The sequence below is a fragment of the Pantoea sp. GM_Pan_4 genome, from assembly GCF_026541005.1.
GTDB classification, from domain to species: Bacteria; Pseudomonadota; Gammaproteobacteria; order Enterobacterales; family Enterobacteriaceae; genus Pantoea; species Pantoea dispersa.
Window position 1 is genome coordinate 55,996 of sequence record NZ_JALNUZ010000015.1, and the last position, 19,876, is coordinate 75,871.

Annotated in this window: 20 protein-coding genes; 9 read left to right on the forward strand and 11 right to left on the reverse strand. The window is 59.2% G+C overall.

The window, feature by feature from the left end; all coding sequences use genetic code 11:
- Positions 1–33: 33 nt before the first annotated feature.
- Entirely contained in the window at positions 34–1,554 is a 1,521-nt protein-coding gene (locus OXR61_RS21175; RefSeq protein WP_021507175.1) for an aldehyde dehydrogenase family protein, read from the reverse strand.
- A gap of 259 nt (positions 1,555–1,813) precedes the next feature.
- Between OXR61_RS21175 and OXR61_RS21180 the strand changes: the two genes are divergently transcribed.
- Complete coding sequence (locus OXR61_RS21180; protein ID WP_031279649.1) at positions 1,814–3,580, forward strand: sigma-54-dependent Fis family transcriptional regulator; 1,767 nt, start codon at positions 1,814–1,816, stop codon at positions 3,578–3,580.
- Here the strand turns inward: OXR61_RS21180 and OXR61_RS21185 are convergent.
- Positions 3,577–4,068, reverse strand: a complete 492-nt coding sequence (locus tag OXR61_RS21185) for a YajQ family cyclic di-GMP-binding protein (RefSeq protein ID WP_021507173.1) — start codon at positions 4,066–4,068, stop codon at positions 3,577–3,579. The two genes, OXR61_RS21180 and OXR61_RS21185, sit on opposite strands and share 4 nt — an antisense overlap.
- A gap of 127 nt (positions 4,069–4,195) precedes the next feature.
- Between OXR61_RS21185 and panE the strand changes: the two genes are divergently transcribed.
- Positions 4,196–5,116: a 2-dehydropantoate 2-reductase gene (gene panE, locus OXR61_RS21190; protein ID WP_021507172.1), complete on the forward strand. Its 921-nt coding sequence runs from the start codon at positions 4,196–4,198 to the stop codon at positions 5,114–5,116.
- Positions 5,070–5,681 (forward strand): protein deglycase YajL, encoded by a 612-nt coding sequence (gene yajL, locus OXR61_RS21195; RefSeq protein ID WP_058781215.1) that lies wholly within the window; start codon positions 5,070–5,072, stop codon positions 5,679–5,681. Before panE ends, yajL begins: the two co-directional genes overlap by 47 nt.
- 141 nt (positions 5,682–5,822) lie before the next feature.
- Here yajL and thiI read toward each other — a convergent pair whose 3' ends face one another.
- On the reverse strand, positions 5,823–7,271 hold the full coding sequence (gene thiI / locus OXR61_RS21200; protein ID WP_021507170.1) for a tRNA uracil 4-sulfurtransferase ThiI: 1,449 nt from the start codon (positions 7,269–7,271) through the stop codon (positions 5,823–5,825).
- 234 nt (positions 7,272–7,505) lie between these two features.
- Here thiI and xseB point away from each other — a divergent pair, with 234 nt between their 5' ends.
- The 4 genes from xseB (at position 7,506) to OXR61_RS21220 (ending at position 11,574) form a co-directional block, all read left to right on the forward strand.
- Entirely contained in the window at positions 7,506–7,748 is a 243-nt protein-coding gene (gene xseB / locus OXR61_RS21205) for an exodeoxyribonuclease VII small subunit (RefSeq protein ID WP_021507169.1), read from the forward strand.
- The gene (gene ispA / locus OXR61_RS21210) at positions 7,748–8,647 is read left to right on the forward strand and encodes a (2E,6E)-farnesyl diphosphate synthase (protein ID WP_021507168.1); all 900 of its coding nucleotides are present in this window, start codon (positions 7,748–7,750) and stop codon (positions 8,645–8,647) included. The genes xseB and ispA overlap by 1 nt, the downstream gene beginning before the upstream one ends.
- Positions 8,648–8,666: 19 nt before the next feature.
- Positions 8,667–10,532 (forward strand): 1-deoxy-D-xylulose-5-phosphate synthase, encoded by a 1,866-nt coding sequence (dxs, locus tag OXR61_RS21215; protein WP_021507167.1) that lies wholly within the window; start codon positions 8,667–8,669, stop codon positions 10,530–10,532.
- 67 nt (positions 10,533–10,599) lie between these two features.
- Positions 10,600–11,574: an aldo/keto reductase gene (locus OXR61_RS21220; RefSeq protein ID WP_021507166.1), complete on the forward strand. Its 975-nt coding sequence runs from the start codon at positions 10,600–10,602 to the stop codon at positions 11,572–11,574.
- A gap of 126 nt (positions 11,575–11,700) precedes the next feature.
- Here OXR61_RS21220 and pgpA read toward each other — a convergent pair whose 3' ends face one another.
- The 6 genes from pgpA to nrdR form a co-directional block, all read right to left on the reverse strand.
- On the reverse strand, positions 11,701–12,192 hold the full coding sequence (gene pgpA, locus OXR61_RS21225) for a phosphatidylglycerophosphatase A (protein WP_021507165.1): 492 nt from the start codon (positions 12,190–12,192) through the stop codon (positions 11,701–11,703).
- Positions 12,179–13,156, reverse strand: coding sequence for a thiamine-phosphate kinase (gene thiL / locus OXR61_RS21230; protein WP_021507164.1), 978 nt, complete (start codon positions 13,154–13,156; stop codon positions 12,179–12,181). The genes pgpA and thiL overlap by 14 nt, the downstream gene beginning before the upstream one ends.
- 46 nt (positions 13,157–13,202) lie before the next feature.
- Complete coding sequence (gene nusB / locus OXR61_RS21235; RefSeq protein ID WP_031279648.1) at positions 13,203–13,622, reverse strand: transcription antitermination factor NusB; 420 nt, start codon at positions 13,620–13,622, stop codon at positions 13,203–13,205.
- Between the two features lie 19 nt (positions 13,623–13,641).
- Positions 13,642–14,112, reverse strand: a complete 471-nt coding sequence (gene ribE / locus OXR61_RS21240) for a 6,7-dimethyl-8-ribityllumazine synthase (protein WP_267412547.1) — start codon at positions 14,110–14,112, stop codon at positions 13,642–13,644.
- Between the two features lie 93 nt (positions 14,113–14,205).
- Complete coding sequence (gene ribD / locus OXR61_RS21245) at positions 14,206–15,309, reverse strand: bifunctional diaminohydroxyphosphoribosylaminopyrimidine deaminase/5-amino-6-(5-phosphoribosylamino)uracil reductase RibD (protein WP_021507161.1); 1,104 nt, start codon at positions 15,307–15,309, stop codon at positions 14,206–14,208.
- A gap of 3 nt (positions 15,310–15,312) precedes the next feature.
- Positions 15,313–15,762: a transcriptional regulator NrdR gene (gene nrdR / locus OXR61_RS21250; protein WP_031279647.1), complete on the reverse strand. Its 450-nt coding sequence runs from the start codon at positions 15,760–15,762 to the stop codon at positions 15,313–15,315.
- Between the two features lie 171 nt (positions 15,763–15,933).
- Here nrdR and lysM point away from each other — a divergent pair, with 171 nt between their 5' ends.
- Positions 15,934–16,371, forward strand: a complete 438-nt coding sequence (lysM, locus tag OXR61_RS21255) for a peptidoglycan-binding protein LysM (protein ID WP_021507159.1) — start codon at positions 15,934–15,936, stop codon at positions 16,369–16,371.
- 15 nt (positions 16,372–16,386) lie between these two features.
- Positions 16,387–16,959, forward strand: a complete 573-nt coding sequence (locus OXR61_RS21260) for a DUF3251 domain-containing protein (RefSeq protein WP_031279646.1) — start codon at positions 16,387–16,389, stop codon at positions 16,957–16,959.
- A gap of 65 nt (positions 16,960–17,024) precedes the next feature.
- On the opposite strand, the gene secF is transcribed toward OXR61_RS21260, so the two are convergent.
- Positions 17,025–17,993: a protein translocase subunit SecF gene (gene secF / locus OXR61_RS21265; RefSeq protein ID WP_021507157.1), complete on the reverse strand. Its 969-nt coding sequence runs from the start codon at positions 17,991–17,993 to the stop codon at positions 17,025–17,027.
- Between the two features lie 10 nt (positions 17,994–18,003).
- The gene (gene secD / locus OXR61_RS21270; RefSeq protein WP_071813591.1) at positions 18,004–19,851 is read right to left on the reverse strand and encodes a protein translocase subunit SecD; all 1,848 of its coding nucleotides are present in this window, start codon (positions 19,849–19,851) and stop codon (positions 18,004–18,006) included.
- Between the last annotated feature and the right edge of the window lie 25 nt (positions 19,852–19,876).

Below are 19,876 nucleotides of genomic sequence, written 5' to 3' on the forward strand. Positions count from 1 at the left end.
CATCTTTCACTCTCCATTTGAACGGATGCAGACTCAGAACAGCCCCAGTGGCGCTGTGCCATAGCTGACCAGCAGATTTTTGGTTTGCTGATAGGCGCTGAGCGCCATTTTGTGGGTCTCACGCCCGACGCCCGACTGCTTGTAGCCACCGAATGCCGCATGGGCGGGATAGATGTGATAGCAGTTGGTCCAGACGCGACCGGCTTTAATGCCGCGACCCATGCGATACGCCAGATTGGTATCGCGCGTCCACACGCCCGCGCCCAGACCAAACTGGGTTTCATTGGCGATCGCGAGCGCCTCTGCCTCATCGTGGAATGTGGTGACGCCAATCACTGGCCCAAAAATCTCCTCCTGGAAACAGCGCATCTGGTTGCTGCCCTTGATCAGGGTGGGCTGGATATAGAATCCGTTATCCAGCTCCGCGGCGATATGCGCACGCTCGCCCCCTGTCAGAATCTGACCGCCTTCTTCACGGGCGATGTTGATATAGGACAGGATTTTATCGAATTGCTGGCGCGAAGCCTGAGCCCCGATCATGGTGTCGGTATCGAGCGGATCGCCACGGCGAATGGTGGCAACCTTGGCCAGCACCCGCTCCATAAAGGGCTGGTAGATCGATTCATGAATCAACGCGCGCGAAGGACAGGTACAGACTTCACCCTGATTAAAGAAGCCCAGCACCAGCCCCTCGACCGCTTTCTCGATGAACGCCTCTTCGCCCGACATCACATCCGCGAAGTAGATGTTGGGTGATTTGCCGCCCAGCTCGACGGTGCAGGGAATGATGTTCTCCGCCGCACAGGCCATGATATGCCGCCCGACCGGCGTGGATCCGGTAAAGGCAATTTTAGCGATGCGCTTGCTGGTGGCCAGCGCTTCGCCGGCTTCGCGGCCAAAGCCCTGCACTACATTCAGCACGCCCGGAGGGAACAGATCGCCAATCAGCTCCATCAGCAGCGTAATACCAAGCGGCGTCTGCTCAGCCGGTTTCAGCACCACGCAGTTACCGGCGGCCAGCGCCGGTGCCAGCTTCCACGCCGCCATGAGCAGCGGGAAATTCCACGGGATGATCTGTCCGACTACGCCGAGCGGCTCGTGGAAGTGATAGGCCACCGTGGTTTCGTCGATCTCAGCGGTGCTGCCCTCCTGCGCGCGCAGGCAGCCGGCAAAGTAGCGAAAATGGTCGACCGCCAGCGGCAGATCGGCGTTGAGCGTCTCGCGAATCGGTTTACCGTTATCCCAGCTCTCCGCTACCGCCAGCTTCTCGAGACTGGCTTCCATGCGATCGGCCACCTGCAGCAGCAGGTTGGCGCGCTGCTGTACGCTGGTTTTGCCCCACGCATCCGCAGCCTGATGCGCGGCATCCAGCGCCAGATCGATATCGCGCGCGTCGGAGCGCGGGAACTGAGCGATATCGCTGCCGTCTACCGGCGAGGTGTTCATAAAGTACTGGCCGCTCAGCGGCTCGGTGAAGTTGCCGGCGATATAGTTGCCGTAGGTCGCCTGGAAAGAGACCAGCGCGCCGGGCGTGCCGGGATGTGCATAACGCATCGCAAACTCCTTATTATCAGGTCAGAGGGTCTGAACAGGCAGCGCAACTGCCTGTGTTGGTATTGCAGCGCGCGTGCCAGTTTTTTCTCATCAGGCGAAAAAGCAATAAATTCGTTATTTATCAATCAAATAAAATCCCCCTACCAGCAACCCTGCCAGTTCCCCAGGACAAACGCGGTATCTGTGTTGCGTATCGCAACAGTGCAGAAACCCGAACGCTACAATGTTGCAACACTTACACGCCGTTCTGAGGTCACTCATGCAGGGAAATTCAGCCGCGTCTGCCGTGCACGCTAACCCGTTGTTAAGCGACTCCTGGTTCCGCAGCCAGCTGTATGGATTAGAGCGCAGCGCCGACGATTTCCCGCGCGTGCGTCAGGGCGAGCTGGCCGATGTGCTGGCCAGCAACGCCGGGTTGCAGCAGTTTGCGCAGCCGGTCATCCGCCAGCTGGCGCAGCAGATGGCGGAGACGCAGTCGGTGGTGATCCTGACCGATGCCAGCGGGCTGGTGCTGAACACCTTTGGCGATATGCAGGCGCTGGAGAAAGCCCAGCGCTTTGCCCTGGCACCCGGTAATCTGTGGAGTGAATGCGGACGCGGCACCAATGCGATTGGCACCGCGCTGGCGATTGATGACGGCTGTGAAATTGATGGCCAGCAGCATTTCCTGACGCGCAATCAGGGTCTGTACTGCGCCGCGATGCCGTTGCAGATGCCCAACGGCCAGATAGCCGGCGTGCTGGATATCTCGGGTCCGGCACACTTTCCGCATCCGCATACCCTGAACCGGGTGAAAGCAGCGGCAAAGCAGATCGAGTACCTGTGGGTGAAGCAGAGCCTGCATCCGCAGCAGTGGCTGCTCAGTCTGCATCCGCAGCCGCAGGGCATCGACACCAGTGATGAACTGCTGCTGGTATTCTCTGACAATGTGCTGACCGCAGCCAACCGGCTGGCGATGCGCGAACTGGCTCTCAGCGCCGACCGCTTTGCCAGCCTGACGTTTCAGCAGCTGTTTCCGCAACTGCAGCAGCAGGCCAACAGCGTTCCCGCCGCGGTCGACATTGGCACGCAGCGCTACTGGTTCCGCCTGCGCGCGCCGCAGCGCAGCCACGTCAGCGTGCCGGACAGTCGCACGCATGACCTGCCGCGCGTGCTGGGAGCTGACGGCGCAAAAATGGTGCGGTTGCTGGATGCCGGCGTTTCGCTGTGCATTTATGGTGAAACCGGCAGCGGCAAGGAGTATGTCAGCCGTGCTCTGCACCAGCAAAGCCGCTGGCGCACGGGCAAGTTTGTCGCCATCAACTGTGCCGCCATCCCCGAAGCGCTGATTGAATCCGAACTGTTTGGCTACCAGCCCGGCGCATTTACCGGCGCCAGTAAAAATGGCTACATCGGCAAAATTCGCGAAGCGGATGGCGGCGTGCTGTTTCTGGATGAAATCGGTGATATGCCGCTGACGCTGCAGACCCGTTTGCTGCGCGTGCTGCAGGAAAAAGAGGTGGCGCCGCTCGGCTCCAGTCGCAGCTGGCCGGTGAATTTTGCCGTGATTTGCGCCACGCATCGCGATCTGGCCCAGCGCGTGGCCGCCGGCGAATTTCGTGAAGATTTGCTCTATCGTCTGCAGGAGTTCGCGCTGACCCTTCCGCCGCTGCGCGCCTGGCCGAACGTCGCCGGGTTTATCCGCGATTTATGGCAGGAGCTGGGAGCCGCGCAGCGTGGCGTACAGCTGTCCCCGGCACTGCTGACGGCGCTGGCGCAGCAGCCATGGCCGGGCAATGTGCGCCAGCTACGCAGTCTGCTGCGCGTGCTGCTGGCGCTCGCCGATGAGGGCGAAACGCTGACGGAAAGTCACTTGCCGGCAGAGTATCGCCGCCCGCCGGCACCGCCGCTGCGCGAACGCCACGATGAACAGCTGATCAGTGAAACGCTGCAGCGCTATGACGGCAATATCAGTAAAGCGGCGCAGGCGCTGGGGGTCGCGCGCAGCACGCTGTATCGTCGTGCGGCACGCGACAGAGGGGATTAATCGCGGAAGTTTTTGAACTGGAACGGCTGCCCCAGGTTGCCACCGCGCACCAGCGCCATCGCACCCTGCAGATCGTCGCGGGATTTACCGGTGACGCGCAGCTCTTCACCCTGAATCTGCGTCTGCACTTTCAGTTTGCTGTCTTTGATGAGCTTAACGATTTTCTTCGCGACATCGCTTTCGATGCCTTTTTTCAGCTTCGCTTCAACGCTCCAGCTTTTACCGCTGTGCACAATCTCTTCCGGTACTTCAATCGCCGCGCCTTCAATGCCGCGCTTCAGCAGCTTTTCACGCAGAATATCCACCAGCTGCTTCACCTGAAAATCCGATTCGCTGGTGACTTTGATGGTCTCATTCTTTTCGTTGAGCTCAAAGCTGGCGCTCACGTTGCGGAAATCGAAACGGGTTGAGATCTCACGGTTGGCATTCTCCACCGCATTACGCACTTCCGGCAGTTCGACTTCGGAAACGATATCGAAAGATGGCATCTTTTCTTCTCCTGATACTAAAGTGACATGCATAATACGCGTCTTGTCGCGCTAATAAAACACGCGACGCGGAAAGCTATAATTAAGGGTGTGACACCCATTCACCCACCCGCCAGCGGGAGGCATAATGAAAATTACCGTGTTGGGTTGCGGCGCCCTGGGGCAAATCTGGCTCGCGGCCCTTGCACGCCAGGGACATGACGTTCAGGGCTGGCTGCGCGTACCGCAGCCGTACTGTTCGGTCAACGTGGTTGATCCGCAGGGCCACGTCAGCAATCACACCTTCATCGCTAACGATCCGCTGTTTCTGGCTGAAAGCCAGCTGCTACTGGTGACCCTGAAAGCGCCACAGGTTTCACCTGCGGTGAAAAACCTGCAAAGCGTGCTGCCGCGCCACGCGCCGATCCTGCTGCTGCACAACGGCATGGGTACGATCGAAGAGCTCAAAGAAGTGCAGCAACCGCTGCTGCGCGGCATCACCACGCACGCGGCGATGCGCGACGGCACGGTGATTAAACATGTCGCGCAGGGCATCACCCACATCGGGCCTGCCAGCCGCGAAAGCGCGGCGCTGAGCGATATCGCCGATATTCTGCATCAGGCGCTGCCGGACGTGGCGTGGCACGATAACATCGCGTCCGCCAGCTGGCGCAAGCTGGCAGTTAACTGCGTGATCAACACGCTGACGGTTGAGCACGACTGCCAGAACGGCGCGCTGCGCGCCTGGCCGGAGCAGATTAAACGGCTGTGCGAGGAGCTGGCCTGGGTGATGGAGCGCGAGGGCCAGCACATTGCGCTGGATAACCTGCGCGACATTATTTACGACGTCATCGACAGCACCGCCGCCAACGTCTCCTCAATGCTGCAGGATGTGCGTGCGCAGCGTCAGACTGAAATTGATTACATTACCGGCTACCTGCTGCGCCGCGCCCGCGCGCAGGGGATTGCACTGCCGGAAAACACCCGCCTGTACGACCTGATTAAACGCAAGGAGTCCCAATATGAGCGCGAACGCATCAGTGCTGGTTTGCCTGGCCCATGGCAGTGAAGAGACCGAAGCAGTCACCACCATTGACCTGCTGGTCCGCGCCGGCCTGAAGGTGACCACCGCCAGCGTGGAGAGCGACGGCACGCGCGAGATTGTCTGCTCCCGCGGCGTACGCCTGCTGGCTGACGCACCGCTGGTTGAAGTGGCGGATAACGATTTTGCCGCCATCGTCCTGCCGGGCGGCCTCAAAGGCGCTGAAACCTTCCGCGACAGCCCGCTGCTGGTGGAGACGGTACGCCAGTGTCATCTGTCAGGCAAAATTGTCGCGGCGATCTGTGCCGCGCCGGGCACGGTGCTGGTGCCGCATGACCTGTTTCCGGTGGGCAATATGACCGGTTTTCCCGGCCTGAAGCACACCATTCCGGAGGAGAAATGGATGGAGCGCCGCGTGGTGTGGGATCCGCGCGTTAATCTGCTGACCAGCCAGGGGCCGGGCACGGCGATCGATTTTGCCCTGAAGCTGATTGATCTGCTGGTGGATAAAGAGCAAGCGCGTGAAGTCGCATCACAGCTGGTGCTGGCGGCAGGGATTTATAATTATCAGGAATTTGAAGAGCGCGCATAAAAAAAGTCGCCATCAATGGCGACCTCACGGGATCAGCGCACAGTTTTATTCGTCGCGGTGATTACAGGGTGCGCATTCCTGCGCACCGGGTTTTGCCCGTGCACCCGAAATCAGGCGCGCCAGGCTTAACTCCCGCCGCGGTTACGGACGGTACACCTTCACGTTCTTAAAGCCCTGCTCATGCAGATACAACGCCTGCAACCGGCTCATCACGCCGCGATCGCAGTACAGCAACCAGGTTCTGCTCTGATCGAGATCGCCGAACTGAGTGCTCAGCTTATAGAACGGCAGCGATTTCACTTCCACTCCGGTCAGCGCCAGCGGCTTGTCGTCCTGTTCATCAATTGAACGGATATCCAGCACCACATCGTTGCCGCTGAATGACGCCACGGTTTCCACTTCCACCACTTCTTCTTCCGTCTGCTCCGCGATTTCACGGATATCGACGTTGCTGGCTTCCTGCACCACGCGCTGCAGAATGTCGAAATCGAAGTTCTGCTCTTCGGCTTCAATCTTCGCCTTTACCGCTTTCACCGTGGGGCTTTTCGAAATCACGCCGCAGTACTCCGGCATGGTGCGGGCGAAGTCTTCGGTGCCGATCTGACGCGCAATATTGATGATGTGCTCTTTATCGTGCGAGATCAGCGGGCGTAGAATCAGCGTGTCGGACGCGTTATCAATCAAACGCAGGTTAGTCAGCGTCTGGCTGGAGACCTGGCCCAGCGCCTCACCGGTCACCAGCGCCTGCACGCCGTAACGCTCAGCCACCATCGATGCCGCACGTACCATCATGCGCTTCAGCACCACGCCCATCTGGCCGTCATCAACTTTTTCCAGAATCTCGCCCACCACCGGCTCAAAATTGATGGCGACAAAACGCACGCGATGTGAACGGCCAAAACGCTGCCACAGATAGTGCGCCACCTGACGCACGCCGATTTCATGCGCCGCGCCGCCAAGGTTAAAGAAGCAGTAGTGCACGCGACAGCCGCGGCGCATCAGCATATAGCTGGAGACGCCGGAGTCAAAGCCGCCGGAAATCAGCGACAGCACATCTTCCTGGGTGCCGATCGGGAAGCCGCCCAGGCCTTCATAGCGGCCGGTAATCAGCAGCAGACGATCGTCTTCAATCTCCAGATTCACCGTCACATCCGGATGATTCAGCTGCACGCGCGCGCTTTCAATGTGCTGATTGAGACCGCCGCCGACGTAGCGCTCCACATCCTGCGAGCTAAAGCTGTGCTTGCCGCGACGCTTCACGCGCACGCAGAAGCTCTTGCCTTCCAGCCGCTCGCGGTTGAGCGCCAGCGTCTGCTCGAAGATATCGTGCATGTCGGTATAGGCGCGGTCTTCGACCGCCAGCACATGGTGGATACCGGGAATGCGCGTCAGCTCTTCCGTGACGGTGGCACGCAGCGCTTCCTTCTTCGCGCGCACTTCGATGTGATCCCAGTGGCGCACCACGGCGATCTCTTCGTCGAGGGTGCGCAGGGTATTACGGATGTTACCGGTCAGAATTTTAATAAAGCGCAGGCGCACCGACTGACTTTTGATGGTGATTTCAGGGAAGAGCTTGATGATAAACTTCATGGCGACACAGCTTCGTTGGGCAAATAAGTGCTAAAATCATCAACACTTAGCTGGTAAAATCATATAATTGCGGGTTGGCATCAGCCACCGCATCCGAGGCGCGCAAGTATATCACCTTTGTCGGGTGACTGCTGTAAGCAACCTTCGCCGCATTGATTATTTTGCTAATCAATGCCCGTCGGCTACCATGACCGATTGCAACATAATGTCCCAACCTGTGAGTCGACACTGATTATGCCGAAAAAAGCCGAAGCGCCCGTGAGTTTTGAAAACGCACTGCAGCAGCTGGAACAAATTGTCAGCCGTCTGGAGAGTGGCGAACTGCCGCTGGAAGAGGCGCTGAATGAATTCGAGCGCGGCGTACAGCTGGCACGCAGCGGCCAGCAAACCCTGCAGGCGGCGGAACAGCGCGTGCAGATTCTGCTGAGCGACGACAAAGACGCCCCGCTCACCCCTTTCACGCCGGAAAATGAGTAATGGATTTCGTGCAACTGCAGCGCGCCTACCATGAGCGCGTGAACCAGGCGTTGACGCGCTTAATAGATCCACTTCCTTTTCAGAGTTCTCCTCTGGTGAACGCCATGCAATATGGGGCACTATTAGGCGGTAAGCGCCTGCGCCCGTTTCTGGTGTATGCCACTGGCGAGATGCTGCGCGCCGAGGCGGCCAGCCTGGATGCCCCCGCCGCAGCGGTGGAGTGCATTCACGCTTACTCATTGATTCATGATGACCTGCCGGCGATGGACGACGATGCGTTACGTCGCGGGCAGCCAACCTGCCATATCAAATATGGCGAAGACACGGCGATTCTGGCCGGCGATGCCCTGCAAACCCTGGCGTTTACCATTCTTGCGGACCAGCCGATGCCCGGCGTAAGCCCGCAGGATCGCATTGCCATGATTTCCGAACTGGCGCAGGCCAGCGGCGTGGCCGGCATGTGCGGTGGCCAGGCGCTGGATTTAGCCGCCGAAGGCCAATCCGTGGACCTGAACCAGCTGGAGCAGATCCATCGCCATAAAACCGGCGCGCTGATCCGCGCCGCCGTGCGTCTCGGCGCCCTCACTGCGGGTGCCGCGGGCCGCGATGCGCTGCCGCAGCTGGATATCTACGCCAACGCCATCGGACTGGCGTTTCAGGTGCAGGATGACATCCTTGATGTGGTCGGCGATACCGCCGTTCTGGGCAAAACCCAGGGAGCCGATCAGGCGCTGGGGAAAAGCACTTACCCGGCGCTGCTGGGACTGGATAACGCGCGGGCCAAAGCGCAGGATCTCTATCGCGAAGCACTGGGCGCGCTGGAGGTGCTGGCGGCACAGTCGTATGACACGTCCGCTCTGCAGGCGCTGGCCAGCTTTATAATTGAACGCGATAAATAACTTATATAATGAGTCTCTGATGAGTTTTGATATTGCAAAATACCCGACACTGGCGTTAGCAGGCACGGTTCAGGAATTACGTTTACTGCCTAAAGAAAAACTTCCGGACCTGTGCGACGAGCTGCGTCAGTATCTGCTGGACAGCGTGAGCCGCTCGTCCGGCCACTTTGCTTCGGGTCTGGGCGTCGTCGAGCTGACCGTCGCGTTGCATTATGTATACAACACCCCGTTTGATCATCTGGTGTGGGACGTCGGCCATCAGGCCTATCCGCACAAGATTCTGACCGGCCGCCGCGACCGTATCGGCACTATCCGTCAGAAAAATGGCCTGCACCCGTTCCCGTGGCGCGGCGAAAGCGAATATGACGTGCTGAGCGTGGGCCACTCGTCGACGTCCATCAGCGCCGGTCTCGGCATGGCCGTGGCCGCCGAACGCGAAGGCAAAGGTCGCCGCACCGCCTGTATTATTGGCGACGGCGCGATTACCGCGGGCATGGCGTTTGAAGCCATGAACCACGCTGGTGATATCAAGCCGGACATGCTGGTGATCCTCAACGACAACGAAATGTCGATCTCTGAAAACGTGGGCGCGCTGAACAATCGCCTGGCGCAGATTCTCTCGGGGAAAACCTATTCACGCCTGCGCGAAGGCGGCAAGCGCGTGCTGGGCGGGCTGCCGCCGATCAAAGAGCTGGTGAAGCGCACCGAAGAGCACCTGAAAGGCATGGTGGTGCCGGGCACGCTGTTTGAGGAGCTGGGCTTTAACTATATCGGTCCGGTCGACGGTCACGATGTGCTGACGCTGGTCAGCACGCTGAAGAATATGCGCGATCTGAAAGGGCCGCAGTTCCTGCACATCATGACCAAAAAGGGCAAGGGCTACGCGCCGGCGGAAGAAGATCCGATTACCTGGCACGCGGTGCCAAAATTCGATCCGGCCAGCGGCTCGCTGCCGAAAAGCGCGCCGGGCCTGCCGAGCTACTCGAAAATTTTTGGTAACTGGCTTAGCGAGATGGCCGCCGACGATGCGCGACTGATGGCAGTGACGCCGGCCATGCGCGAAGGCTCCGGCATGGTGAGCTACTCGCGTGATTATCCGCAGCAGTATTTTGACGTGGCGATCGCCGAGCAGCATGCGGTGACGTTTGCCGCAGGCATGGCCATCGGCGGTTATAAGCCGGTGGTGGCGATTTACTCCACCTTCCTGCAGCGCGCCTACGACCAGGTGATTCACGACGTGGCAATTCAGCAATTGCCGGTCCTGTTTGCTATCGATCGCGGCGGTATCGTGGGTGCCGACGGACAGACGCACCAGGGGGCGTTTGATATCGCCTATCTGCGCTGCGTGCCGGGCATGGTGATCATGACGCCAAGCGATGAAAACGAGTGTCGTCAGATGCTTTACACCGGCTACCACTATCAGGACGGCCCGAGCGCGGTGCGCTATCCGCGCGGCACCGGTACCGGCGCCACGCTGGAACCGCTGGCCAGCCTGCCGCTTGGCAAAGGGGTCATCCGGCGTCGCGGCGAGCAGCTGGCCATCCTCAACTTTGGTACTCTGCTGCCGGAAGCGCAGGCCGCCGCCGACGCGCTCAACGCCACGCTGGTCGACATGCGCTTTGTTAAGCCGCTGGATGAAGCCCTGATTAGCGAACTGGCGGCCAGCCACGACGCGCTGATTACGCTGGAAGAAGGCGCGATCAAAGGCGGTGCCGGCAGCGGCGTCAACGAATACGTGATGGCGAAACGCCTGCGCGTGCCGGTGCTTAACCTCGGCCTGCCGGATGAGTTCATTCCGCAGGGGACGCAGGAAGAAGTGCGTCAGGATTATCAGCTGGACGCCGCAGGCATCCAGCAGCAAATCGCCGCCTGGCTGGCGCAGTAACCGCCCTTCCCCGCTCCTGCTGCTATGCTTGAGGGTAAAACCCCACGCATAAGAGCAGGAGCCCTTCATGAAAACCGTTCGTTTAGGCCAGACCGATCTGCAGGTTTCACGTCTCTGTTTAGGCTGTATGACCTATGGCGATCCGCTGCGCGGTAATCACGCCTGGACGCTGCCGGAAGAGAGCAGCCGACCGCTGATTAAGCAGGCGCTGGACGCGGGCATCAACTTCTTCGACACCGCTAACAGCTACTCCGATGGCAGCAGTGAGGAGATCCTCGGCCGCGCGCTCAAAGATTATGCGCAGCGCGATCGGGTGGTGGTGGCGACCAAAGTCTACTTTCCGCTGAGCAACCTGTCGCAGGGGCTGTCGCGCACCAATATTCTGCAGTCGATTGATGACAGCCTGACGCGGCTTGGTATGGAGTATGTCGATCTGCTGCAGATTCATCGCTGGGATTACGCCACGCCGATTGAAGAGACGCTGGAAGCGCTCGATCAGGTAGTGCGGTCAGGCAAAGCGCGTTACATCGGGGCTTCCTCGATGCATGCCACCCAGTTTGCGCAGGCGCTGCAGTTACAGCAGCAGCATGGCTGGGCGCGTTTTGTCAGTATGCAGGATCAGTACAACCTGATTCAGCGCGAAGAAGAGAAGGAGATGCATCCGCTGTGCCAGCGCGAAGGCATCGCGGTGCTGCCGTGGAGCCCGCTGGCGCGCGGTAAGCTGACGCGTCCGTGGGGAGAAACCACTGCGCGTTCGGTGTCGGATAACGTAATGGAAAAACTCTATACCGGCACCGAAGAGAATGACGCGGCGATTGCGCAACGGCTGGCAACGGTGGCTGCGGACAAAGGCGTGACGCGCGCGCAGGTGGCGCTGGCGTGGCTGCTGCATAAGCCGGTGGTTACCGCGCCGATTATTGGTGCCTCGCGCGAGCAGCAGTTTGCCGAGCTGGTGAAAGCCGTCGACGTGGAGCTGAGTTCAACCGATATCGCCGAGCTGGAGAGCGTCTATCAACCGCATCCGGTGGTGGGATTCGAGTAACGGTCCAGTCAGGTCGCCTTTAGGGCGACCTGATGTCACAGGCAATGCATGCATGGCGACCTGCTGTGGGCTAGGCATTCATGGCAACGCTTTCTGTAGGGTGCGCATTCATGCACATTTGGCGCATTAAAGCACCAGCCCCAACCCATACAAAATCGCCGCTGAAATGACCCCGGCGATAATGTCATCAACCATAATGCCCATGCCGCCATGCACGTTACGGTCGAACCAGCGAATCGGCCACGGCTTCCACATGTCAAAAATACGGAAAATCACAAAGCCGGCCAGCACCCATTGCCAGCTCATCGCAGGTATCGCCATCAGCGTAATCCACATGCCGATGAACTCATCCCACACGATGCTGCCATGGTCGTGCACACCCATATCACGCGCGGTGCGGTGACACAGGTAGACACCCACGCTAATGCCAATCAGCACCAGCAGCGAATACAGCTGCAGCGGCAGCAGCGTCATCAGCCACCAGAAGGGAATGGCGGCAATTGAACCGGCGGTGCCGGGCATAATCGGGCTCAGGCCGCTGCCAAAACCGGTCGCCAGCAGGTGCCACGGATTGGCCATGCGCAGACGGCTTTTAGCCACATCTTTATTTAGCGTCAAAGTGATCAAATCCCTTGTGATGGAAACTGCGCGGCTTGCCGTTCTCCAGCAGCGTCAGCCCTTCTGCTTCCGGCGCGATCTGGCCGATGCAGGTATACGCCACGCCAAGATGGCCCAGCGCCACATCCAGCGCACCACGATTGACTTCCGGCACGGTAAAGCACAGCTCATAATCTTCACCCCCGCTCAGCGCCCAGCGCAGCACCTGCTCAGGCTCAAAGTGATCGCGCAACGCAGCCGACAGCGGCAGCGCATCCAGATTGATGCGGGCACCGACGCGGCTGGCGGTGAGAATGTGGCCGAGATCGGAGATCAGGCCATCGGACAGATCGATGGCTGATGTCGCCAGATTGCGCAGCGCCTGGCCCTGCAGCACACGCGGCATCGGGCGCAGATGGCGCTTGATCAGCACTTCATGCACCGCCGGATCGTTCAGGCGATGATGGTGCTGCAGCAGCGACAGACCAGCAGCGCTGTCGCCCAGCGTGCCGGTGACAAAAATCCAGTCACCCGGTTTGGCCCCGGCGCGCTTCAGCGCACGGCCGGCCGGCACCAGGCCATGAATGCCCAGCGTCAGGCTGAGCGGCCCGCGCGTGGTATCGCCGCCTATCAGCTGCATATCGTAATAATCCAGCAGCTCAAACAGGCTGTCGCTGAACGCCGCCAGCCACGGCTCATCCACTTCGGGCAGGGTTAACGCCAGCGTTAACCATGCCGGATCGGCGCCCATCGCCGCCAGGTCGCTCAGGTTAACCGCCAGCGCTTTGTAGCCGAGATCGGCCGGATGGATATCACGTAAGAAATGCACGCCCGCCACCAGCGTATCGGTGCTGATGGCCAGCGTCTGTTTTTCCGGCACGTTAAGTAACGCGCAGTCGTCACCAATTCCCTTCTCCACATCGCGGCGGGAGCTGGTGACGCGGTTAAAATAACGTGCGATCAGTTCGAATTCACCACAGGACATAAGTCAGGTCTCAATGAAAAAAGGCCGGTGAGCCGGCCTTTTGCACTTATTTTTTGTTCGGTCGAATTTGCGGAGCGGCTTTATCCAGCACGCCGTTAACAAATTTATGGCTGTCTTCAGCACCAAACACTTTAGCCAGTTCGATACCTTCGTTGATCGCCACTTTGTACGGCACATCGTCACGCTTGCTCAGTTCATAGAGCGAAATGCGCAGGATGGCTTTTTCTACCTGGCCCAGCTCTTCCAGCTGGCGCGACAGGTAAGGCTTCATCAGGCCGTCCAGGAACGCGCTGTTGGTCGCCACACCGGCCAGCAGTTCGCGGAAATAGCTAATATCGACGTCTTTGACGTCTTGTTCCGCCAGAAACTGGTATTCCACATCGGCAATGTCGTTGTTAGACAACTGCCAGGAGTAAAGCGCCTGGACAGCGCACTCACGGGCGCGACGACGAGCAGCAGGTTTCACAAAATTCCCCTTACAAAAATCAGGCTTTGATGGCTTTCAATACGTTAATCATTTCAAGTGCGGTCAGGGCCGCTTCGGCGCCTTTGTTACCCGCTTTAGTGCCGGCGCGTTCAATCGCCTGCTCGATGTTTTCGGTGGTCAGGACGCCGAAGGTCACCGGAATTTCGCTGTTCATCGCTACGTGAGCGATGCCGGAGCTGGCTTCACCCGCCACGTATTCGAAGTGTGCGGTACCGCCACGGATCACCGTGCCCAGTGCAACGATCGCGTCGTGCTTGCCGGTTTTCGCCAGGGCGCGTGCCGCCAGCGGCAGCTCGTAAGCGCCCGGTACCCAGACCACGGTGATGTTTTCCGCTTTGACCTGGCCAATACGCTTCAGCGCGTCAACTGCACCGTCCAGCAGGCTGTCATTGATGAAATGGTTAAAACGCGCGATTACGATGGCAATATTGGCATCAGGCGTGGCAACAGCAGCTTCGATAACTTTCATACATATCCTTTGGGTGTTTGTTTTATGGCCCCGCAGAAGGGGGCGGATTCTATCATACTCTTCGGCAACGCGCTCAGGCTTTTCCGTGCATGCTCAGCGTGGTGTCAGGGTCAGCCGTAAATCGTCGCCAACCTGACGCACGTCGCTAAAATTCAGCGCTGGCGCATCGGCCAGCGTTTCCAGTCCCGGCAGCGCACACAGGCCGCGCGCGGCGTTACCCAGCAGTTTCGGCGCCAGATAAACGATCAGTTCATCCACCAGTCCGGCCTGCAGCAGCGCACCGGCCAGACCGGCACCGGCCTCGACCCACACGCTGTTGATCTGACGCTGACCGAGCAGCATCATCATCGCCACCAGATCGAGCTGCTCACCGCGCGGCGGCACCTCAATCTGGCTCACGCCCGGCGGCCAGCTTTGTGCATCAGCCTCCGTGCGCATCAGCCAGGTTTCGCCGGGCTGGGCGATCAAACGGTGCTGCGGCGTCACGCGCTGCTGGCTGTCGATCACCACCCGCACCGGCTGACGCAGCTGGCTCTCATCCAGCTGCTGGCGCACGGTCTCGCTCAGTTCATCCCAGCGCACCGTCAGCGACGGATTGTCCGCCAGCACGGTGGCGCTGGTGGTAAGGATAGCTGAACTGCGGGCACGTAAACGTTGCACATCGCGCCTTGCCGCTGCCGAAGTGATCCACTGGCTTTCGCCGCTGGCCATGGCGGTACGACCATCCAGCGAGGCGCCAAGTTTGAGCTGAATCCACGGAAAACCGGTGCGCATGCGTTTGAGAAAACCGCGATTCAGTGCTTCCGCGTCGTTCATCATCAGGCCGTGACTCACGTCGATGCCGGCCTGCTGTAAACGATACAAGCCGCGCCCGGCCACCTGCGGATTAGGATCCTGCATCGCCGCGACCACCCGGCTGACGCCGGCGGCAATCAGCGCATCGCAGCACGGCGGCGTCCGACCGTGATGGCTGCAGGGTTCCAGCGTGACATACGCGGTCGCACCGCGTGCGCGGTCACCCGCCATGCGCAGCGCGTGCACTTCCGCGTGCGGTTCACCGGCGCGCTGATGCCAGCCTTCGCCCACGATCTCACCATCGCGCACGATAACGCATCCGACGTTAGGATTCGGGGTGGTGGTATATTGTCCGCGCCGCGCCAGTTCCAGCGCGCGCGCCATGTAGTGCGCATCGGTCATGGATTAATCCTGTAAGCGGGCGATCTCTTCGCCAAAGTCACGAATATCTTCAAAACTGCGGTACACCGATGCGAAGCGAATATAAGCGACTTTATCCAGCTTCTTCAGCTCTTCCATCACCAGGTTACCAATCAGCTTGCTGGGAATTTCACGTTCGCCGGTGGCGCGCAGCTGGGTTTTGATGTGATTGACCGCGTTGTCGACGGCATCCGCGCTCACCGGACGCTTCTCCAGCGCCTTCATCATGCCGCTGGCCAGCTTATCTTCGTTAAAGGGTTCGCGCACGTCGTTGCTTTTCACCACGCGCGGCATTACCAGCTCGGCCACTTCAAAGGTGGTAAAACGCTCATGGCATACCAGGCACTGGCGGCGGCGGCGCACTGAGGAGCCCTCACTAACCAGACGTGAATCAATCACTTTGGTGTCCACAGCGGAGCAGAATGGGCAATGCATGACGTTTCCTGTCGCGAGAATTGGGGGCAGATAGTGTAGCGCGTTCCCGGTTGCAACAAAATACAGGGCGGAGAATCGCCACCTGGCTCACAGCGACGCCTGACGGTTACAGCAAACCGTGAAAAGTTACTAAGCTTAGAGAGCCAATCCGGCTTAATGACAGGAGGATGTATGGGTTTATTCAATTTCGTCAAAGAAGCGGGTGAAAAACTGTGGGATGCGGTGTCAGGCGGCGATGACCAGAGCAAAAAGCTGCAGGAGCACATTAATCAACTCGGCCTGCCCGACAGCGATAAAGTGAAAGTCGATGTCCAGGGCGATACCGTGAAGGTCAGCGGTGACGGTATCTCGCAGGAGTTGAAAGAGAAGATTCTGGTGGCGGCGGGTAACGTGGCCGGCATCACCAAAGTGGAAGATAACGTCACCACCAGTGACAGCGCCACGCAGGCCGAATTCTACACGGTGAAAAAAGGCGATACCCTGAGCGCTATCTCGAAGCAGGTGTACGGCACGCCGAACGAATACAACAAGATCTTTGAAGCGAACAAGCCAATGCTGACGCATCCTGATAAGATCTATCCCGGCCAGGTTTTACGTATCCCTAAATAACCGGAAGGACATTGCATGACGTTCAGGATGATTTGGGTGCCGGCAGCGCTTGCTGCGCTGGTGCTCAGTGGTTGCAGCTCCACCCCCGCTTCACCTCAGGTCAAAGCGCTGCATCAGGAAGTGAGCCAGCTCAACCAGCAGATGCGCAAACTGACCAGTCAGGCCAGCGCGCTGGAGATTCAGGGGCAGCTCAACAGCCAGTCGACGCAGGGCGCATGGTTACTCCCGCAGGCGAATACGCCGGTAGAGCTGCAGACGCAGCTGGGTAAACTGCGCCTGTCGCTGTCGCACGTTGAGGGGGAAGCCAGCGGCAGCCGCGCTAACCTGAATATCCGTTCAACCGATGATAAGCCGGTGCCGGCACTCAGCGCCCGCGTGGTATGGGGCGAAATGGATCCCGCCAGCGGCAAGCCGCTGAACGCCGACAGCCTGAGCCAGACCATTACCGTGCCCGCCAGTCTGATGCCGCGCAGTTCGGTCAGCGTACCGCTGCGCCTCAGCGGGCTGGCACCGGGTCAGCTCGGCTACGTGCGCGTGCATGATGTGCAGGCGGTGACGGATGCCAGCACGGTCGTTGCAGGCCAGTAACTCTGGCGTCAGGCATAAAAAAAACGGGCTGCACTCAGGCAGCCCGTTTCATTTCTCCGGCACAATTACGGCAGAATCGAAGGCTGATCGGCGCCCTCTTTCTCCACTTTCTGCACCAGCATGTGTTCACGCTTCATGCCCAGCTTCAGCGCCAGCGCGGACGACACGTAGATCGACGAAACGGTACCGATGGTGACACCGATCAGCATGGTCAGCGAGAAGCCTTTCAGCAGCGCGCCACCAAAGATGAACAGGATCAGGATCATCGCCAGCGTGGTGATCGAGGTGATCAACGTACGGCTCAGCGTCTGGGTCAGCGACACGTTAGTGATGTCGTAAGAAGAACCGCGACGGATTTTGCGGAAGTTCTCACGAATACGGTCGGAAACCACGATCTTATCGTTGAGCGAGTAACCAATCACCGACATCAGCGACGCCACAATCGTCAGATCGATCTCAATGTGGAACAGCGACAGAATGCCGCAGGTGATGATCACGTCGTGCGCCAGCGCCAGCACGGTGCCCAGCGCCAGACGCCACTCAAAGCGAAAGCCGATGTAGATCAGAATCGCAATCAGCGCCGACAGCAGCGCCATCGCCCCGGCCTGCGCCAGATCGCTGCCCACGCTCGGGCCCACGAACTCAATCCGCTTCACGGTCGCGTTCTGCTGCGTCGTCTGGTTGATCGAGGCAACCACTTTGTTGCCCAACTCCTGGCCTGCATTGCCGGTGGTCGGTGGCATACGCACCATCACATCACGGCTGCTGCCAAAGTTCTGTACCAGCGGCTCCTCAAAGCCTGCCTTCACCAGCCCGTCACGCAGCGCATCCAGATCCGCCGGCTTCTCGAGGTTGATCTCAATCACCGTCCCGCCGGTGAAATCGAGCCCCCAGTTAAAGCCGCGCACACCGATAATGGCGATGGACGCCACAATCAGCAGGCCGGAGATGATAAAGGCCAGCGTGTCCCAGCGCATAAAGTCGACGACTTTACGCCCATGGTTCAGCTGTTCAATACTATATTCCTGTGCCACAACGCACTCCTCAGATAGACAGCTTATTGATGCGTTTGCCGCCGTACACCAGGTTAACGATGGCACGGGTGCCGACGATAGCGGTGAACATGGAAGTCGCGATACCGATAGCCGTGGTGATCGCAAACCCTTTGATCGAGCCGGTACCGACCGCATAAAGAATGATAACTTTAATCAGCGTGGTGACGTTGGCGTCGACGATACTGGAGAAGGCGCCTTTGTAGCCTTCATGAATCGCCTGCTGTACCGAGCGTCCGTTACGCAGTTCTTCTTTAATACGTTCGTTAATCAACACGTTAGCATCCACCGCCACCGCCAGCGTCAGCACGATACCGGCAATGCCCGGCATGGTGAGCGTGGCGCCCGGTAACAGTGACATGATGCCGACAATCAGCACCAGGTTGCACAGCAGTGCGCTGGTCGCAATCAGACCAAACTTCTTGTAGAACACCACCATAAAGATGATGGAGGCGATCAGACCCCACAGACAGGCTTCGAGACCCTGCGTGATGTTCTGCTGGCCCATGGTTGGACCGATGGTCCGCTCTTCCACAATCTGGATTGGCGCAATCAGCGCACCGGCACGCAGCAGCAGCGACAGCTGACGCGCTTCGTTCGGGTTGCTGATACCGGTAATTCGGAAGCTGTTGCCGAGGCGCGACTGAATGTTCGCCACGTTAATCACTTCTTCCTGCTTCACCAGAATCGCACGACCGTTCGCATCTTTCTTACCGCTGTCCTTGTACTCCACAAACAGGGTCGCCATCGGCTTGCCGATGTTGTCCTTAGTGAAGTTGGACATAATGTTACCGCCGGCGCCATCAAGCGAGATATTCACCTGCGGCTGGTTGTACTCATCCATACTGGACGTCGAGTCGGTAATGTGGTCACCGGTGAGAATCACGCGCTTGTACAGCACCACCGGCTGACCTTCACGCGTCTTTTTCACTTCCGAGTCACCCGGCACGCGGCCGCTGGCGGCTGCGCTCGGATCCACCGAGGTGTTGACCAGGCGGAACTCCAGCGTTGCGGTAGCACCCAGAATCTCTTTAGCACGCGCGGTATCCTGGATACCCGGCAGCTCAACCACGATGCGGTCAGCGCCCTGACGCTGTACCAGCGGCTCAGCAACACCCAGCTGGTTCACACGGTTACGCAGGATGTTAATGTTCTGCTGCACCGCATATTCGCGCGCTTCACTCAGACGCGCATCGGTCATCACCGCACGCAGCGTGTCGCTGCCAGCGCTGGTGATCACCAGGTCGCGATGGCGCGGCGTCAGATAGCTGATGGCCGCATCACGGCTGGCGCCGTCGCGGAAGCGTATTTCGGTGCCGTAGTTAGCGATTTTGCTAACGTTGGTGTAGGGGATATTTTTTTCGCGCAGATCGCTGCGCAGGCCATCAGCATTCTGCTCCTGCAGCTTGCCGAGGGCAGTATCCATGTCGACTTCCATCAGGAAGTGCACGCCGCCGCGCAGATCGAGGCCGAGTTTCATCGGTTCAGCGGCCAGCATGGTCAGCCAGCGCGGTGTGGCAGGGGCCAGGTTGAGCGCCACGACGAAATCTTCGCCCAGCGCATTGGTGATGGCTTCACGCGCGCGCAGCTGAATATCCGTGTTAGCGAAACGGGCCAGAATGGCACCATTTTCCAGCGCGAGGGATTTGCTCTGGATATTGTCTTGTTTTAATACGGTCTGGATCTGATCCAACGTTTGCTCACTGGCGGCGCCACCGCGCGCACCAGTGATCTGAACGGCCGGATCCTCACCATAAAGGTTAGGAAGCGCATACAGCAGGCCGACGAGAATCACGACGACCAGCATGATGTACTTCCACAAAGGATAACGGTTTAACACGGCAGTTCCCTTCGGGAAGAATAAA

Excerpts from the sequence above, each read along its gene's own strand:
- ribD (WP_021507161.1), bottom strand. The coding sequence starts at position 15,309 with ATGACCGATGCGCACTACATGGCGCGCGCGCTGGAACTGGCGCGGCGC.
- nrdR (WP_031279647.1), bottom strand. The coding sequence starts at position 15,762 with ATGCATTGCCCATTCTGCTCCGCTGTGGACACCAAAGTGATTGATTCA.
- ribE (WP_267412547.1), bottom strand. The coding sequence starts at position 14,112 with ATGAAAGTTATCGAAGCTGCTGTTGCCACGCCTGATGCCAATATTGCC.
- yajL (WP_058781215.1), top strand. The coding sequence starts at position 5,070 with ATGAGCGCGAACGCATCAGTGCTGGTTTGCCTGGCCCATGGCAGTGAA.
- OXR61_RS21260 (WP_031279646.1), top strand. The coding sequence starts at position 16,387 with ATGACGTTCAGGATGATTTGGGTGCCGGCAGCGCTTGCTGCGCTGGTG.
- thiL (WP_021507164.1), bottom strand. The coding sequence starts at position 13,156 with ATGTCCTGTGGTGAATTCGAACTGATCGCACGTTATTTTAACCGCGTC.
- dxs (WP_021507167.1), top strand. The coding sequence starts at position 8,667 with ATGAGTTTTGATATTGCAAAATACCCGACACTGGCGTTAGCAGGCACG.
- lysM (WP_021507159.1), top strand. The coding sequence starts at position 15,934 with ATGGGTTTATTCAATTTCGTCAAAGAAGCGGGTGAAAAACTGTGGGAT.
- thiI (WP_021507170.1), bottom strand. The coding sequence starts at position 7,271 with ATGAAGTTTATCATCAAGCTCTTCCCTGAAATCACCATCAAAAGTCAG.
- OXR61_RS21185 (WP_021507173.1), bottom strand. The coding sequence starts at position 4,068 with ATGCCATCTTTCGATATCGTTTCCGAAGTCGAACTGCCGGAAGTGCGT.
- OXR61_RS21180 (WP_031279649.1), top strand. The coding sequence starts at position 1,814 with ATGCAGGGAAATTCAGCCGCGTCTGCCGTGCACGCTAACCCGTTGTTA.
- OXR61_RS21175 (WP_021507175.1), bottom strand. The coding sequence starts at position 1,554 with ATGCGTTATGCACATCCCGGCACGCCCGGCGCGCTGGTCTCTTTCCAG.
- xseB (WP_021507169.1), top strand. The coding sequence starts at position 7,506 with ATGCCGAAAAAAGCCGAAGCGCCCGTGAGTTTTGAAAACGCACTGCAG.
- ispA (WP_021507168.1), top strand. The coding sequence starts at position 7,748 with ATGGATTTCGTGCAACTGCAGCGCGCCTACCATGAGCGCGTGAACCAG.
- OXR61_RS21220 (WP_021507166.1), top strand. The coding sequence starts at position 10,600 with ATGAAAACCGTTCGTTTAGGCCAGACCGATCTGCAGGTTTCACGTCTC.
- panE (WP_021507172.1), top strand. The coding sequence starts at position 4,196 with ATGAAAATTACCGTGTTGGGTTGCGGCGCCCTGGGGCAAATCTGGCTC.